The organism is Maribacter sp. BPC-D8, assembly GCF_035207705.1.
Taxonomy (GTDB): domain Bacteria; phylum Bacteroidota; class Bacteroidia; order Flavobacteriales; family Flavobacteriaceae; genus Maribacter.
In genome coordinates, this window is the sequence record NZ_CP128187.1 from 3,176,938 (window position 1) to 3,195,047 (window position 18,110).

At 34.9% G+C, this 18,110-nt stretch carries 7 protein-coding genes; 3 read left to right on the forward strand and 4 right to left on the reverse strand.

What is annotated here, in order from left to right; all coding sequences use genetic code 11:
• Positions 1 to 5: 5 nt before the first annotated feature.
• The 3 genes from QSV08_RS14020 to QSV08_RS14030 form a co-directional block, all read right to left on the reverse strand.
• Entirely contained in the window at positions 6 to 7,391 is a 7,386-nt protein-coding gene (locus tag QSV08_RS14020; RefSeq protein WP_324024118.1) for a non-ribosomal peptide synthetase/type I polyketide synthase, read from the reverse strand.
• 535 nt (positions 7,392 to 7,926) lie between these two features.
• Positions 7,927 to 11,889, reverse strand: coding sequence for a non-ribosomal peptide synthetase (locus QSV08_RS14025; RefSeq protein WP_324024120.1), 3,963 nt, complete (start codon positions 11,887 to 11,889; stop codon positions 7,927 to 7,929).
• A gap of 501 nt (positions 11,890 to 12,390) precedes the next feature.
• The gene (locus QSV08_RS14030; protein WP_324024122.1) at positions 12,391 to 12,642 is read right to left on the reverse strand and encodes a hypothetical protein; all 252 of its coding nucleotides are present in this window, start codon (positions 12,640 to 12,642) and stop codon (positions 12,391 to 12,393) included.
• Positions 12,643 to 13,512: 870 nt separating this feature from the next.
• Between QSV08_RS14030 and gmd the strand changes: the two genes are divergently transcribed.
• From gmd to QSV08_RS14045, 3 genes are all read left to right on the forward strand, one after another.
• Entirely contained in the window at positions 13,513 to 14,625 is a 1,113-nt protein-coding gene (gmd, locus tag QSV08_RS14035) for a GDP-mannose 4,6-dehydratase (RefSeq protein WP_324024124.1), read from the forward strand.
• Positions 14,626 to 14,671: 46 nt separating this feature from the next.
• A complete protein-coding gene (locus QSV08_RS14040) occupies positions 14,672 to 15,763 on the forward strand; it encodes a GDP-L-fucose synthase family protein (protein WP_324024125.1) in 1,092 nt (363 codons plus the stop codon).
• Between the two features lie 123 nt (positions 15,764 to 15,886).
• Positions 15,887 to 17,233 (forward strand): exopolysaccharide biosynthesis polyprenyl glycosylphosphotransferase, encoded by a 1,347-nt coding sequence (locus tag QSV08_RS14045; protein WP_324024127.1) that lies wholly within the window; start codon positions 15,887 to 15,889, stop codon positions 17,231 to 17,233.
• Here the strand turns inward: QSV08_RS14045 and QSV08_RS14050 are convergent, their stop codons facing one another.
• Complete coding sequence (locus QSV08_RS14050; protein WP_324024129.1) at positions 17,234 to 18,103, reverse strand: DUF808 domain-containing protein; 870 nt, start codon at positions 18,101 to 18,103, stop codon at positions 17,234 to 17,236.
• Between the last annotated feature and the right edge of the window lie 7 nt (positions 18,104 to 18,110).

Here is an 18,110-nt window from a genome sequence, read left to right on the forward strand (position 1 = left end):
TTATTTTAAATATCAATTTTCATATACCCACTTTCTTGGCTAGCATCTGCTACATACCAAGCTGGTTGGCCTTTTTCATCCCTACCCAAACGTGCACCAGGTACCGGAGGCGTATTTAGTTTATCAAAAGAAGATTGCGAGCTAACCACGTGATTACCATTTATACCTTCTTTAGTAAGTATACCTACAGCCACCAATTCGTCTATTGAAGACAATAGTGTTTTCATTAAGAAATCAACGTCATCACTCGTATATGCAGTGGTCAAGAAGCAAGGGAAACCGTCCCAAATATGAATTCCTTTTTCACGCATACTAACGAATAGCAATTCTGAATGCGGTATCTCTTTCTTGAATTTCAATCTCCATAGAGAACCAAAATAAGTAATTTCTATTGGGAGTCCGTCTTTTTCAATAGTAGCATTCAAGCTTTTTGCCATACGTTCTGTCATAGCAGATACATTTGCCTGCAGACTTGGACCTTGTTCTTTCATGTGAAGCAAGACTGCCTTTGCAGAAGCCAATGCTAAAGGATGACGAACAAAAGTACCTGCAAAATAGGTAACCCCAACCTCAGGGTATGAGTCATCACCATATTGCCAAAATCCGCCATCAAGCGCATCCATATACTCTTTTTTACCTACAATAGCACCAATGGAAACTCCGCCACCAATAACTTTACCGTAAGTTGCTAAATCGGCTTTTACATCAAATAATGCCTGCGCACCACCTGGATGCATTCTGAAACCGGTAATAACCTCATCGAAAATAAATGGAATATCTTCAGCAGTTGTTACTTCTCTAACATTCTTTATAAATTCTACGGGTTGAAAATCTGGTCTACGACTTTGAACAGGTTCTATAAGCACTCCAGCAATTTCATGTGCTCTTTCTTTTATGATCTGCAAACTTTCGTCTGTTCCATAATCAAGAATTAACATATTTTGAACTGCTTCAGGAAGTATACCCGCAGCAGCTGGGAATGTTTTTTTCTTTTGAGAACCTCTTACAATACCTTCATCGTTAATACCATGGTAAGCACCTGTAAATGCAACAATAAGCGAGCGCCCTGTTACCGTACGTGCAATACGCATAGCACCAAGAACCGCTTCAGACCCTGTGTTACATAATGCAGCTCTATCATGACCTGTAAATTCACATAGAAGTTCACAAACCTCACCCGCTAATGGGTGTTGTGGTCCAACTTCATAACCCAACTCAATTTGGTCATGCATCGCTTTTTTAATGAAATCGGGCTGATATCCAAAAAAGCAAGACCCAAATCCGTTTAAAGCGTCTATATATTCATTACCATCTACATCCCATAAGCGGTTACCCGAAGATTTACCGATCACTACGGGATACACTAATTCTTTGGTTAATGGCTTAAAACCAGATACTACTCTAGGATCTGCCATTTTTGCTCTATTATCTTGAGCGTAATTTTTACTACCAATAGTTTTGGTATTGTACTTTATTGTAAGGTCCTTTAAATACTGCGATTGTGCCTGATCTAAACCAGTTGATTTCTTCTCAATTCTTGGTGAAGCACCGAACGGTTTTTTATGTTCAAGCTTTTCTTGTTCTGAACGAGCATCTAAACTAGCTGACCCGTTCACCACTTTTGCTGGCACAGGCTTTTGAACAGCAACAGGTTGTGGAGCTTGAGCTACAGTATTACCTTGTAATAACTGAAGTTGACGACTTAATAAGTTAAGCTGCTCACCTATTAAGCCAATAGCCGTTTGGTTCGTAGCCGAAGTATTATAATTAGCAGGAACAACTTGTTGCATTTGATTAAAAGCGGCAACTGGTTGAGGAGCTGCTTCTGCAACCGGTTGTGGCGCCATAAACTCTGCTGGCAAATTCTTATCTAAGTAATTCGCCAAAAGCTCAGGCGTATTGATATCTTCATTTAGCTGTCTAAATGTAATCGGAATCTTAAATTCTTTTTTACAAGTAATTGCCATTTGTGTTAGAATCAAAGAATCTAATCCTAATTCTAGAAAGCTGCTGTCTTTGTCGGCAACTTCAAGCTCAATTCCGTATGAATTTGAAATTAGCTCTGAAATTTTATTTAAAATAGAGACGTTTCTCATTGGTGCGGCACTTTTTGGTTTTTCTATTATTCTAGTTATCGGCTGATCGGCATTCAAATGGGTTCTTTCTTTAGGAATAGATACCACCGGGTCGATCCAGCATGGTTTGCGGTCAAAAACATAAGTTGGTAATCTAAGTTTTTGCCTTTCTTGGTTTATGTATAAGGCATTCCAATCTACAGTAAGACCAGTTAGCCATAATTGACCTAAAGCTTTCAATACCCCGTGATAAGAATTCTCATCTTTTTTCGGGATAGGTAAAGAAGCTAAAGATTTTATATTTTTTGCGCCTTTGTTCTGACGACTTAAAGTGGTAAGCGTATTTCCAGGACCAACTTCTAACAATACAACGTCTTCTAACTTTACTATGGTATCCATAGCATCTGAAAAACGTACGGTATCTCTTAAATGGTTTGTCCAGTATACAGGATCTACAGCTTCTTCATTCGTAAGCCAAGTGCCTGTAACGGTAGATATTATTGGTAATTCAGGAATGTTTAAATTAATTTTTTTAACCACATCACCAAATTCCTCTAAAATAGGATCCATCATAGATGAATGAAAGGCATGACTGGTAGCAATTAAACGGTATGGTAAACTCTGCTCTTTTAAAAGCTCACTGAATTTCGTGATCTCATCATCTTCGCCAGAAACCACACAAAGCTTTGCAGAATTTACAGCAGCAATAGATAATGTATCTGGTAGCATTTGCTCAAGAGACTCTTGATCTATTCTAACGGTTAGCATACTCCCTTTTGGAAGTCCGCTTACCAAAATACCTCTCATTGAAACCAATTTCAATGCATCTTCTAAACTGAAAACTCCTGCTAAATGGGCACCTACAAATTCCCCTAGGCTATGTCCGCATAAAACGGTAGGCTGAATTCCCCAACTCATCCACAATTGTGCAAGCGCATATTCTATGGTAAATAATGCAGGTTGTGTATAACGGGTATCACGTAATTTGTTTTCTGCATCTTCAGAACTTGCATCCTGAAAAATGATTTCTCTAATATCTACCTTTATAGTATCTAACAGTAAATCGGAACAAATATCAACAGCCTCTCTAAAAACGCTTTCCCCTTCATATAAGTCTTTACCCATATTTAAATACTGGGAACCCTGACCAGGAAGTAAGAATACAATCTCACTCGGTACGTTTTTTACAACCGATGACTGTGTAGCCTTTAGATTGTTATCAATCAAAAACGCAGAAGCGTCTTTTGTATCACTCGCTAAAATAAATCTACGATGGCTAAAACTAGCTTTTGTAGTACTTAAGGTAGACGCAACATCAGCTAAATTAAGATCTAGTTTAGCATCGATATGTTTTTTAAGTACGGTTTCGAATCCGGCTAAACTAGTTTCTGTTTTTGCAGAAATAGGCAATAATTGTAAAGGACGTTGAAATTTAGAAGTCTTCGCCTCCATTTCATATTCCTCAACCACAACATGTACATTGGTACCACCTACACCGAATGAACTTATACCTGCTCTTCTCGGACCTTCAACTTCCCACGGAGTTAATGTATTGGTGACGTAAAAAGGACTATTTTCAAAATCAATTACAGGGTTAGGTTTATCAAAACCTAATGAAGGTGGAATTACTTTATGATTAAAGGCTAAAATTGTTTTTATTAGACCGGCAACACCTGCTGCTGCAGTCATGTGCCCCATATTACTCTTTACAGAACCTAGGCCACAAAAATTCTTTTTTGACTGCTCACCGAAAGCGAGATTAAGACCTTCTATTTCTATAGGGTCCCCTAATGGAGTCGCCGTACCATGTGCTTCTACATAGCTAATGGTATCAGGTGAAATATTGGCATCGTCGATAGCACTTTTAATAGCATTTGCTTGACCTTCTGCACTTGGTGCCGTAAAACTACCTTTGCCACCACCATCGTTATTTATACCTACGCCTTTAATGACACCATAAATAATATCTCCGTCGTTTTTAGCTTCCTCTAAATTCTTTAAAACGATTACACCAGCGCCATCACTAAAAACAGTTCCCATTGCTTGAGCATCAAAAGGTCTACAATGACCATCTGTACTTAGCATCGAACCCTCTTGATAAAGGTGTCCGCTATTAATAGGAGCGGTAATACTAGAACCACCCGCTAGGGCAACTTCGCAATGACCGTTTCGTATAGATTCTGCTGCTTCGGCAATCGCCAATAATGATGTAGAACATGCCGAATGCACACTAACTGCCGGACCTTTTAGATTTAATTGATACGCAGTTCTTGAAGCCACATAATCTTTCTCGTTCACAGTATCTAACTGTAGCTGGCCAATGGTTTCTACAACTTCACTATTTGGCAGTACATTCTTTTTATAATAGGTATTTGTACCTGCACCAGCATAAACCCCTACTCTACCTGTATAATGTTCTGGCAAGTGACCAGATTCTTCAAGAGCCTCCCAAGCCAATTCTAAAAATAGACGTTGTTGGGGATCCATAGCTTCTGCCAATTTAGGCGTTAAACCAAAGAAACGGGCGTCGAACATTTTTGCAGATGGCACAACACCCCTTGCAGCAACATATAAAGGATCATTTCGTAAAGATGCTGGAATACTTTGATCTAATTCTTCTTTCGTGAAAAATGAAATCGTTTCTTTTCCATTTTTTAAGACATCCCAAAATTCATCAATGGTATTGACACCAGGAAACCTACCTGCCATACCAATAATGGCAACATCGTTAGACTTATTTTTTACTTTTCGCTTACTAGAAAACAATACTGTTTTCTTATCTCCGCCCATAAATTCTGAAAGCGTAGAAATCGTAGTATGCTGATATAATTTGGTTACCGGTATTCTAACTTGAAGCGTTTTCATAATGGCGTTGACCACTTTTTGCGCTACAATAGAAGTACCGCCCATTTCAAAGAAGTTATCGTCTAAACCTATACCCGATACTTTTAGTTCTTTTTCCCAAATACTGGCAAGACCTTTTTCAGTCTTAGTACGAGGTTTTCTAAAAATTACATCAGATGATGACCTAAGATACTCTGGCTCTGGTAATTTTTCTTTATCGATTTTACCGTTTGAATTAGTCGGAAACTCATCTACCCACATGAAAAATGTAGGCATCATAAATTCTGGTAGTGTATCAAAAAGTTCTTGCTTAATACTACTTATTTCAGGTTTTTCACCGTCAGCTAAAAGATAGGCAACCAACCTGGTTTCACCTTCTTCATTTGTATTAGGCAATACCACCGTACGTTTTATCCCTGCAATAGCATCAATAGAAGATTCAATTTCCCCTAATTCTACTCTATGCCCACGGATCTTAACTTGGTGATCTATTCTACCGATATACTCTAAAGTACCATCAGAAAGTCTTTTTACTAAATCCCCAGAACGGTACATTTTTTCTCCATGCGCAAAAGGATTATCTATAAACTTCTGAGCGGTCAGTTCTGGTCTATTCAAATAACCTCTTGCGAGACCATGCCCAGAAATACATAATTCGCCTATAACACCTATAGGTTGCAATTGGTTATTGGTATTTACAACATGAGAAGATAATGTTGATATACAGTTACCAATATTAGAAATATTGGTTTTGATATCTTCATCATCAATAATATTAAAGGTTGTAAATATGGTCGTTTCTGTAATACCATATCCATTTACAAACTGAATACTTGGAAATTTGCGATACCATTTTTCTAGATACTTAGGAAATAGTGCCTCACCGCCAAAAATGACATATCGTAAGTTTAAATCGATAGCACCTGAAGGCAGACTACCCATAATATTCAAAAAGGAAGATGGTGTTTGATTTAAAATCGTCACCTTTTCCTTTATCACTAAAGACATAAATTCATAAGGATCTTTAATCACCTCTTTTGAAGGAATGATTAGCTTACCCCCAAATAACAATGCCCCATACATTTCCCAAACCGAGAAATCAAAACAATACGAATGGAACATGGTCCACACATCGTTCTCATTAAAATCATAAAACTGATCATCATTAACGAACAGACTTACAATATTTCTATGCTCTAATTGTACACCTTTAGGCTTACCCGTAGTACCAGAAGTGTAAATGATATATATTAAATCGTTTGGCTCTAGTGTGATGTCTTTAATCTCTTCAGTAGAATAGGTATCGCGAGTTGCCTTAAATTCTTCTATTGCCGCTGCATCAATCGTGAAATCGCAATTACTATCTTCTTTAATGTAATCGATTCGCTCCTCTGGGTAATTTGGATCTACAGGTACATATACAGCCCCTGCCTTTATAATACCCATCATACTTACAATCAACCATTCGCTACGCTCCAGTATTAAACAAGCAAAATCACCTTTGGTTGCGCCATGTTTTTTAATAAGATAGTCGGCAAATTGATTCGATAGTTTATGAAGCTCATCATAGGTTAACGAATTTTCTTCGTAAACAACCGCTATGTTATTCGGAGTTTCAACTGCTTGTTCATTTAAAAGATCAACAATAGTTTTCTCTTTTGGGTATGTCGCATAAGGGGTATTAAATTCATTCAATACTATAGATTGCTCTTTTTCTGAAAGAATATTAATACTACCTACTGCTGTTGATGGTTGTTCAATTAAAAGCGGCACAATTTGCTTGTAATGCACCATAAACTGTTCAATCAAATCTTTTTCGAAAACATTCTCATTAAAAACGAGGTCGAATTTGATATGCTCATCAGCAATATTCAATACAAGCTTAATATTAGAATCAGTTTCAACCGTACCTATAAACTTAATGGAATCTGTAGCATCGTTGTCTTTTGAAACAGCAGCCGCGTCTTTTTTAGAATTTATCGCTAATACAAAATCTAAAACTGCATTTTCACCATTGTCCTTTACTAGATTAAAATCTTTTAAAAATTTATCGGTCGGGTATGGATTCGCTTTATGTAAAGCAAGTATCTCTTTTGTTTGATTATTTAAAGTAGTAAAGTCTGCAGTAGGATCTATGCTATTTCTAAATAGCGATAGCTTATTATGAGCATTGTCGTTATCATCGATAGTTAAACCAAATGCAATATCAATTTGATTCGTGTATCGCTGTAAAAGAACACTTAATGCCGTAATTAAAAATACTTCAATCTTATTATCGTCAGCTAAACTAACCTTTACTTTACTAGTGACATCAGCAGAAAATCGGGTACGCAACAACGACCCTTGACCATCGCTATTCTTTACAGTAAGCTTTCTACTCGGCAGGTCTAGTAATTTTACATCATCTAATAAAACATTCTTCCAATAGGCTTTTGTAGAATCGGTTATTAAATTCACTTTTTTGGCTTCCATTATAAAATGATAATTAGGTATAGACTTGTAGGGTTGTTATTTACTTGTTTTTCAAAAGGAATATCATAATCGTTTTAAAACGCTATATGAATAACTTAATAATTAAATAAAAATTTTAATTCATTAATGTTTTACGAATACTTTCAATTAAAGTTCCTGTATAAAATAATGTAAATAAACAATGCAGTAAAATTACTAAATATCATAAACATTTCTGTTTCAAACAAGTAGCAAAAAAGTAGAACTCTGAATATAAAAATAAGTTAATTAACTGGTTTTCAGTTTTATACAACAAAAACTGTTATTAATTATGCCATTCAATATTTTTTTCTGTTCTAAAATTTCGTCGAGAAAAAAATAACGTTCTTCGATACCAAAATAAATTTTAAAAATACCGGTAATTATTGGTAGATGAGAAGCAGTTTTCTTCGTCAAAAAATAGCAGAAATTGTTCTCTTACTATATGCATAAAAGCATTTATACCGAAGTAATTTTTACTTCGGTATAAATGCTTAAACTTTGACTAATTACAATATTAGCCCTTACTATTGTCATCAAGAACCTTTTGCAGCGTTGTAGCCAAGACTTTATCATTTGGCGGATAAAACATACTCAGGTGGTCACCTGGTACATAATGTAGCTCAATTCCGTTTTCTGCAAAAGATTTCCAGCCAAGATTTACGCTATCGTGCGTATAATCAATAACATCTTCAATTCTAAATAAGTCGACCTTTATAGCCAATGGTTGTAAATGATATTTATCGACAACCTTATTATGCTCAATAATTCGGCTTTCGTACTCCCAATCATAATCCGTTTTGGATACTGCAGCTTTATCTTTCTTTACTCTTAAATACAATTTCTTCAAGTTAGCTTTAGTGACTCCAATTCTATATTTAAATCCTTCTACACTTGATAATTGCTTTAAAACATGTAGGGTCTTATTCGCTAAATAATTAAAATAAGCCATCTTTTTGCCTAAACTGGTACTCTTGCCATAATGGGCATATGCGTAGGTATCTAAAAGTGCTAAAGCAGAAATCTCTTCTCCTTTTGCCATTAATTGTTTTGCCATTTCATAGGCGATAATACCCCCAGAAGAATAACCCGCCAACTTATAGGGTCCTTTTGGCTGTGTTGCCAAAAGAGCTTCATTATAATGTGCTGCTATTTCTTCGACCGTCTGTAACAAATCTTCTTTACCGTCTAGTCCTTTCGCCTGAAAAGCGTAAATAGGCTGATCAGCATCCATGTGATCCTTTAAAGTTTTAAAAGAAAGTATATTTAACCCTGCACCGTGAACTATAAATAGCGGTGTTTTAGATCCGTTTTTTTGAATTGGCACTAAAGAATCCCAGGTTACGGTATGCTCCTCAATTTTTAATAAACTAGCCAGACTTTTAACCGTCGAATATTCGAACAAAGAAGATAAAGGTAATCGCTGACCAGATTTCTCTTCTAGCCTAGTCATTACTTTTGCAGCAATTAACGAATGCCCACCTAATTCAAAGAAATCATCGTTTAGATTAACGTTGTCTAAAAACAAACACTCTTTCCAAACCTCTGAAACTAATTTTTCGGCTTTGGTAAAAGGTTGAACACGCTCCTCTTTAGTAGTGATGATATGCGTATCATCTGGTAGACTTTTTCTATTTAATTTACCGTTGATCGTTACGGGCAGTTTATCTAATTTAATATAGTCATGAGGTAGCATAAAAACGGGTAACTCCGCCGCTAATTGCTTTTTCCAAAGCGCAACATCTGTATCCCATTCGTTACCATTATAAACTATATATGCTTTTAAAGCATTATTTCTAACATCGGTAGCAGCTGATTGAATTCCTTTCAGTTTATTTAAAGAATGCTCAATTTCGCCAAGTTCAATTCTATGTCCGCGAACTTTAACCTGTCCATCTTTACGACCTAAACATTCAATTTGACCATTAGGTAAAAGTTTACCTAGATCTCCCGATAAATACATTTTAGTGGTCGTTTCCGCTTTAAAAGTATTGTTGACGAAACGTTCATTGGTAAGTTCTTGTTGACCTAAATACCCATTGGTTACACCATCGCCAGCAATTACGATTTCTCCAACTTCACCAGTTCTCACTGGTTTACCGTTGGTATCTAGAATATAAATATTGGTATTTGCAATAGGTCTCCCTATGGTAATCGGATCATCTTGATCTGAAATTTTTGTAAGTATACAGCACACCGTGGTTTCCGTAGGTCCGTAAATATTCCAAACTTCATCAACCTTTTCTAATAACTTTAATGAAAGTGCTTTAGAAACTGGTTCACCACCAATAAGTGCTTTTATATGCAATGGTTTTTTCCAACCAGAATCTAATAAAATTTGCCAGATGGTTGGTGTTCCCCAAATTACCGTAATGTTATCTTCAATTGCCTTTTGTAATAAAAGGTGTCCATCTTTTCGTGTTTCTTCATCGACCAATACCACACTTGCACCGTGAACCAATGGCAAGAAAATCTCCATCACCATGGCATCAAAAGAGATAGTGGTAGTTGCGAATATCTTATCATTTGGTGTAATACCTGGCTCTTTGCCCATCGAAAACAACAGATTCACAACATTATTATGTGTTACCTGAACTCCTTTTGGCTTACCGGTAGATCCAGAAGTATATATAATGTATGCTCCTGCATCAGAAGGCACATTTACATCAATTATGGTTTCACTAGTTTCGTTTGTTTTGATTCTTAATTCTTCAATGAAAATCGTTTTGACACCATGCTCAAGTGCTTGTTTTGATTTGTCACAAATAAAGAACGTCGATTTAGCATCTGAAATCATCAATAAGGTTCGATTATCAGGGTAGCCGGTATCTATAGGCACATATCTAGCTCCACATTGAAGAATTGCAAATAACGTCGCAATTAACTCAGGTGATCTATCCAATGAAATAGCAACTGTATCTCCGGTTCTTATGCCTTTTTCCCACAGGTACACAGCAGTACTATTTATTTTTCGCTGCAACTCTGCATAGGTAACCTTCTCGTTTTTAAATTCTAATGCAATTGCAGTTGGTGTGCTTGTAGCCTGCTTATATAACAACTCATGAAGCGTAGTGTTTGGATAATCTAATGACACTCCCGTTACGATACTATCTTCGTTCGATCTATTTAGTATTTCAGATAATTTAGCATTAGGCTGTTCAATCAATTTATTTAAAATAGTATTGAACGTTTCGCCCATAGCCTGTATAGTACTTTCTTTAAATAAGTTGGTATTATACGACCACTCCAACACTATATTATCTTTCGACCCTGTTGCATTTAAGAATAATTCGAAGGTTTCATATTCTCGTTCATTACTATGGTATTGATATGAAAGTCCTTCAAAAGTAACGCCATCGTCCAAATCCATATCCACATTAAAAACTACCGGCACCAATGGCACTCTACCAGGAGTTCTAGGAATGTTAAGCTTCTTCAATAAACTACCAAATGACAATTCTTGATTTTCGAAAGCATCAAAATTGGCAGATTTTCTTTTCTTTAAATAATCTATAAAACTGTCGTTAATATCTAGATTACTTTTCATCGGTAACAACTTCACACAATGCCCAACAAGATGCTTTGCCCCCATTGATGATTGCCCTGCAACAGGCAACCCAAGCACAATACCTTCTTGTTCGGTAATTTTATATAGCAAAATTTCAAAAGCCGCCATTAAGGTAAGTACCAAACTAGAGTTACCTTTAATTCCGGTTTGCTTAATACCTTTTACTACATTTTTATCTAATAACTGATTGATACGCGCACCGTTATAGGTTCTCTTCGTTATCTGTTTAAAATCTGTCGGAAGATTAGTTATCGGAATATCGTTTTGAAAGACATTCAACCAGTATTGTTCGGTTTGATTGAATTCAGGACTTATTTTTATTTCATTTTGATGCGCCACATATTCAGTATATGGTACAGCATCAGGAAGATTATGAGCTACATTTTTGACCTTTGCAGAATACAAAGCGCCTAATTCTTGCATGATAATACCTAAAGACCAACCATCACATACAATATGATGTGTAGTCATTATAAACTGAAATTTATCCGATTCAGTTCTAAGAACGGCAAATCGTATTAAGGGTTCTTTGGTTAGGTCAAATGCTTTACCAGTATCGTTCTTGGTATAGTTTTTTATGGCAGCTTCCTTCTCTTCAGCCGACAGACTTGAGTAATCTTGTAAGTCTAAGTTTGCTATGATGGAAGCAAATACATTAATAAATTTTCCATCGGGACTAAATACAGAACGTAAAGCTTCGTGCCTACTAATAAGCATGTCAACAGACCATTGCAAGGCGGTAATATCTAAATTACCTTCAAACTCAATAGTCAATGAGAGGTTATACGCTTTATTCGCATCGTCACCACCAAAATAACAAGAATACCAAATCTCTTCTTGCGCATCTGTAGTGTGCAGAATATGCTTTATCTCTGGACCTTCAAAAGGGTTAAAATGTGTTAGTACTTCCAAGTTTTTTAAATAATATAGGTTAATGCAATTCAAAATTTAGGGGAACCAACAGTCACAAAGATCTTATAATTTAAAGTTTCTTTATTCCTTTTAATCAAGTATTTACTACTTATTTAAAAACAAATTAAAGATGTTGAATTCATTAAACGATCATCATCATGGCTGCGATTAAAAATTTACAATTATAACATTGTGCTATAAATATATTATTAATCTATAGAATAGAAATTTAGTTTCGCTGATCTGTAGCGAATATTAGATGTGTGTTTAAATTGGAAGAAAAAATCAAAATTTTATGGTGATTTTTAAACTTTTAGACGTGTACCGATTGGCTAAAAATGGCAAACTTTAATAGCCATTACATTTAATTTTAAAACACAAAAAGTATAGTAATGAATCAATAAAATTCATTACTACACTTTATATTAAGTACCAATTGAGCACTACTTGTTTAAAATAGAAAACACTTTCATAAAGAAAACATTCTCATCTTCTAATCACCTAAACTTTCAACAACCTTTCGGTCATAATTTTGGCGTACAAAATTTGATTTTGCTCAATGGCGTTGAATGCATTTTTAACTTGTGCACTCTTAGATTTTTCACGAACCAATACGTTATCGGTTTCGTTACTCTTCGCACTTTTCTTTAAGCTAAAATAAGGCTTAAGGTGCATGTAGCAATCTTCAAGAGAAACTAACTTTTTCTTCTGATAAGGAAATGTTAGCTTCCCGTTTAAAATGTTAGATATCATCGTATGGTGGTTTAAGTTGACAAAATAACGGGGAAAAACAATAAATATTATAAATCAGAGCTCAAGTACTATTTCAAATAGACTAAAATTATTCATTAAGCTTTGATTAAATAAACTTAATATAAATATTAATATCTACACCACTTTTGTATGAATTTTACTAAAATTTAACAAAATTTCTTTTAAAATGATAATATCAAAATGATTATTTGACTTTACAGATTCCAATTTAAAGAAGCTCCTTGTTATACAATCTACAAGTTCATTTAGAACCGTAAATTTTCAATCCCTTCAACCATAAATAATCCATTGACTTTGTTAATTAGTTAAATTCAACAATTACCACGTGACCAAGTAAGACGAAGGCTACAAAGCGATTACTTGGCAACTAAAATCAGCCACATCCTATGACCTAAAAAAATAAAGGAGTAATAATACCACACATTAACTTAATAAATCATCAACCAGAAAATCCCATATATAGTAAGATTACAACACTTTACAATTATGAAAATAGATCAAAAACACAGTTCAACGATTATATCATTAATTGGTCTAAGGTTTGTTTGCATTGATCTGTAATACATAAATAATGTCCTAAATTTGCAGCACAACCATTAACCATAGTTACAAGATTAAGAATATTTACATTTAATCTTAATGACTTCTGATACTTTAATTATTGTTATCTCGTTAATGGTAAAATTGAGCTTTTGCCTTCAATAATCTAGTTATACTAATTAAGAAAAAATCGTTTAATTTTGTAAACTATTACGCTATTATTTAGAGTATTGTATAAAACTATGATACTTGGTAATAGTTAAAATTGAAATTGAAAAAAAAACATTTATAAATCCATTTTACAATAGTATGAAAGTAGCATTAATCACTGGAGTCACAGGTCAAGACGGCGCTTATTTAAGCGAATTTTTATTAAAAAAAGGATATCAAGTACACGGTCTTAAAAGAAGAGCGTCTATGTTCAATACGGACAGAATTGATCATCTTTATCAAGACCCACATATTGAGAACAGAAATTTTGTACTTCATTATGGTGATATGACAGACAGTACTAATCTTATTAGATTAATACAAGAAATTCAGCCAGATGAGATTTACAACTTAGCGGCTATGAGCCACGTTCAGGTCTCATTCGAAGTTCCAGAATATACTGGTAATGCAGATGGTTTGGGTACACTTAGAATTTTAGATGCCGTACGTTTATTAGGTTTAGAGAAAAAGACTAGAATTTACCAAGCATCCACTTCAGAATTATACGGTAAAGTGCAAGAGGTGCCTCAATCAGAGACTACTCCGTTTTACCCACGTAGCCCTTATGCAGTTGCAAAAATGTATGCATTCTGGATTACAGTAAACTATAGAGAGGCTTACGACATGTTCGCATGTAATGGTATTCTTTTTAACCATGAATCGCCTATTAGAGGAGAAACTTTTGTTACTAGAAAAATAACAAGAGCAGCTGCAAGAATTGGTTTAGGCTTACAAGATAAAGTATACCTAGGTAATTTAGATGCACAACGAGATTGGGGTCATGCTAAAGATTATGTTCGCATGATGTGGATGATTCTTCAAGCTGAAGAGGCAGAAGATTGGGTAATTGCAACTGGTAAAACTACTCCTGTTCGTGAATTCGTAAGAATGGCGTTTGCAGAAATGGGTATTGAACTAGAGTTTAAAGGTGAAGGTGTTGAAGAGAAAGGATATATTAAATCATGTTCTAACCCAGATATACAAGTTGAAATCGGAAAAGAAATTCTTGCTGTTGACCCTAAATACTTTAGACCAACAGAGGTTGAATTATTAATTGGTGATGCAACAAAAGCAAATACTAAATTAGGCTGGATCCCTGAATATGACTTACAAGGTTTGGTAAAAGACATGATGACAAATGATTTAAAATTGATGCAAAAAGATCAATATTTGAAAAAAGGTGGTTATGTAACCTATAATTATTTTGAATAAATAATTGTCAATATCAATTCTTATAATCATAGGTAAATAATACCAAATGTTAAATAAAGAAGCTAAAATATATATCGCGGGTCACCGTGGTCTTGTGGGTAGTGCAATAGTTAAGAATCTTGAAAGTAGAGGGTATTCGAATTTAGTTTACCGAACTCATAAAGAATTAGATTTGACTAACCCCACAGATGTTGCAACCTTTTTTGAGGTTGAAAAACCATCTTATGTTATTCTTGCAGCTGCCAAAGTTGGCGGTATCGTTGCGAATAACACCTATAGGGCAGATTTCATTTATGAGAATCTAATGATTCAAAATAATGTTATTCATCAAAGTTATGTTCATGGGGTGCAAAAATTACTCTTTTTAGGTAGTACTTGTATTTATCCTAAAAATTGTCCGCAACCGATGAAAGAAGATTATTTGTTGACCGATGTTTTGGAGTATACGAATGAACCTTATGCCATTGCTAAAATAGCAGGTATAAAAATGTGCGAGAGTTACAATTTACAGTACGGCACAAACTTTATTTCTGTGATGCCTACCAATCTGTATGGTCCTAATGATAATTTCGATTTAGAAAAGTCGCATGTATTACCGGCATTAATTAGAAAGATGCATTTAGGTAAGGCTTTGGAAAATAATGATTGGAATGCCATTGCTGAAGATTTAAATGCTTTGCCTATTGAAGGAGTGAATGGAAATTCATCTGAAAAAGAAATACTTGCTGTTTTAGACAAGTACGGTATTAAACGAAAAGATGACACAATTTACTTGGAAATTTGGGGATCAGGTAAACCGATGCGAGAGTTTTTATGGAGCGAAGACATGGCAGACGCCTGTGTCTTCTTAATGGAACAGCGAGATTTCAAAGATTGCTATTCACAAGACACCAAAGAAGTACGCAATACACACATCAACATTGGTACCGGAGTAGATATCACTATTAAAGATTTAGCAGAACTTATACAGCAGAAAATCAGTTTTAGAGGTGAATTATATTTTAACACCGAAAAACCAGATGGTACACTAAAAAAATTAACAGATCCCTCAAAATTACATGACCTTGGATGGAAACACACCGTTTCTTTATCACAAGGAATAGAACAAGTATATTCTTGGTATACCGCTAAGAATTAATTAGTTATTTACCTACAGATTTCTATCAACCTTAAATTTAACGTTGACCTGCAGCTGTAAAGCTATAGGTCAACATTAATAACCTATCATTAGCTCTTTGACCAACCATTACTAAAAGCTTAAATGAAGAGATCGAATTTCATAATACCATTATCATTTGTGGTGCATATACTGTTAATTAACATAACACTATATGCCTATATACCCGATACCTATTTTAATGGTTATAGCATACTTTATTATAATCTTACATGGCTTATAACCACGTATAGCTTAAACTTCTATCCTACGGCTAGAAGAGATGGTTTTATGACCAATCTTAAAACTTTTGTTGTATTGTTTGTTATTTATGGTTTGGTCTATTTCACCTCTTTCGTGTTTTTGGGCATGCACTCGTACACACCTGTCTACCTATCATTGGTATATATGCAAATCTGTTTTCTACTGACTTTGTTTAGGGTATTATTTTATTGGTCTAAAAAATTATATAGAGCGAAAGGATTTAATAGTACTAGAGTTGTTGTTATTGGTAAAGACAAAAACCTGCAAAAATTAAAACACATTTTCGATAATCCAGAATACGGGTATCGGTATATGGGCTATTTTGATAATGTAAAATCAGATCACCCTACTTGTTTAGGGGATATAGAAAGCTCTTTCAACTATATTTTCGAAAACAATGTAGAAGAAGTCTACTGTATGGCTTCTAAATTATCTAAGGCTGAAATACAGTATGTAATGAAAATTGCCGATAATAGTCTTAAACGAATAAAAATCATTCCAGATAATAAAGAGCTTTTTTCAAAAGCTATGTCGTTAGAATTATATGGAGGTGTCCCTATTTTGAACTTAAGGGCTTCACCATTAGATTTAGACTACTCAAATTTAATAAAACGCATTTTCGATATTCTGGTCTCAAGCTTTGCGATTGTATTTGTGCTGTCATGGTTAACACCGATAGTCTATATTTTCATGAAAATTGAATCTAAAGGACCTTTGTTCTTTAAACAACAACGCCACGGGGTCAATAGAGATGTGTTTTGGTGTTATAAGTTTAGATCTATGACCAAAAGTACTACGAGCGATACTCAAATGGCTACCAAAGGTGATGTCAGAGTTACTAAATTGGGCAAAATTTTAAGAAAAACCAGTATAGATGAGTTACCTCAATTTTTCAATGTTTTAATGGGGGATATGAGTGTTGTTGGTCCAAGACCACACATGGTAATTCACACCCAAGAATATGAAGGGTCGGTAGATAAATATTTAGTTCGCCATTTTCTAAAACCAGGCATTACGGGCTTAGCACAAATACAAGGCTGCAGAGGTGAAATTGTTGATCGATCAGATATCGTTAATAGAGTACGATATGATATTTTTTATATGGAAAAATGGTCGCTTGCTTTAGATGCCAAAATTGTATTCTTAACAATTTATAACGCAATAAAAGGCGAGGCTAGAGCATATTAATTACTTCTTTTTAAAAAGCTTTTTAACGCCATTAAAAAGTAATAGTGCCACGAAACCTACAATTAGCCCCACTACAAACTCTACCAACATACTAGGAACATTCGGAAGCAGGTGATGAAAGAAGTCTATATTATGGACAAATATTCCGCCCGAAACTAATAGTAACGCTATTGTTCCTATAACCGATAATGCTTTAATTACTTTAGGTAGTGCATTAACAAAGAACCTTCCTATTTTATCAGAAATACTATTCTCTTCTTCGTTTAGGTTAATTAACCGTGTACCAAACTCATCCATACGTACAATTAGGGCAACAATGCCATATACACCTACCGTAGCTAGTAAGGCCACAACCGATACAACAGCAATCTGGGTAACTAAAGGCTCCTTTATAACAGCACCTAAAGCGATGATTACTATTTCTATGGATAATATAAAATCGGTAACTATAGCAGATTTCACTTTGGTCTTTTCTAGTGCCAGAATTTCTTCTTCAGTATAAACCTTCTCTTCCAAAGAGATATGTGCATGCTCGTGAGGCACAAAGAATTCATGAATTTTTTCAGCACCTTCAAAAGCAAGGTAAATTCCACCAAGCACCAAAACTACAGTTACTGCCCAGGGTAGAAAAGCACTTAATAGAAAGGCGATAGGCAGAATTATAATTTTATTGAGCAACGACCCTTTGGTTATGGCCCATAATACCGGTAATTCGCGCTGAGAAACGAAACCTGAAGCTTTTTCTGCATTTACGGCTAAGTCGTCACCTAAAATACCAGCCGTCTTCTTAGTGGCTATTTTACTCATAGCAGCAACGTCATCTAAAAGTGCTGCTACATCATCTAAAATTGCAAAAAAACCTGAAGCCATATATTTA

Excerpts from the sequence above, each read along its gene's own strand:
- QSV08_RS14020 (WP_324024118.1), bottom strand. The coding sequence starts at position 7,391 with ATGGAAGCCAAAAAAGTGAATTTAATAACCGATTCTACAAAAGCCTAT.
- QSV08_RS14040 (WP_324024125.1), top strand. The coding sequence starts at position 14,672 with ATGTTAAATAAAGAAGCTAAAATATATATCGCGGGTCACCGTGGTCTT.
- QSV08_RS14045 (WP_324024127.1), top strand. The coding sequence starts at position 15,887 with ATGAAGAGATCGAATTTCATAATACCATTATCATTTGTGGTGCATATA.
- gmd (WP_324024124.1), top strand. The coding sequence starts at position 13,513 with ATGAAAGTAGCATTAATCACTGGAGTCACAGGTCAAGACGGCGCTTAT.
- QSV08_RS14050 (WP_324024129.1), bottom strand. The coding sequence starts at position 18,103 with ATGGCTTCAGGTTTTTTTGCAATTTTAGATGATGTAGCAGCACTTTTA.
- QSV08_RS14030 (WP_324024122.1), bottom strand. The coding sequence starts at position 12,642 with ATGATATCTAACATTTTAAACGGGAAGCTAACATTTCCTTATCAGAAG.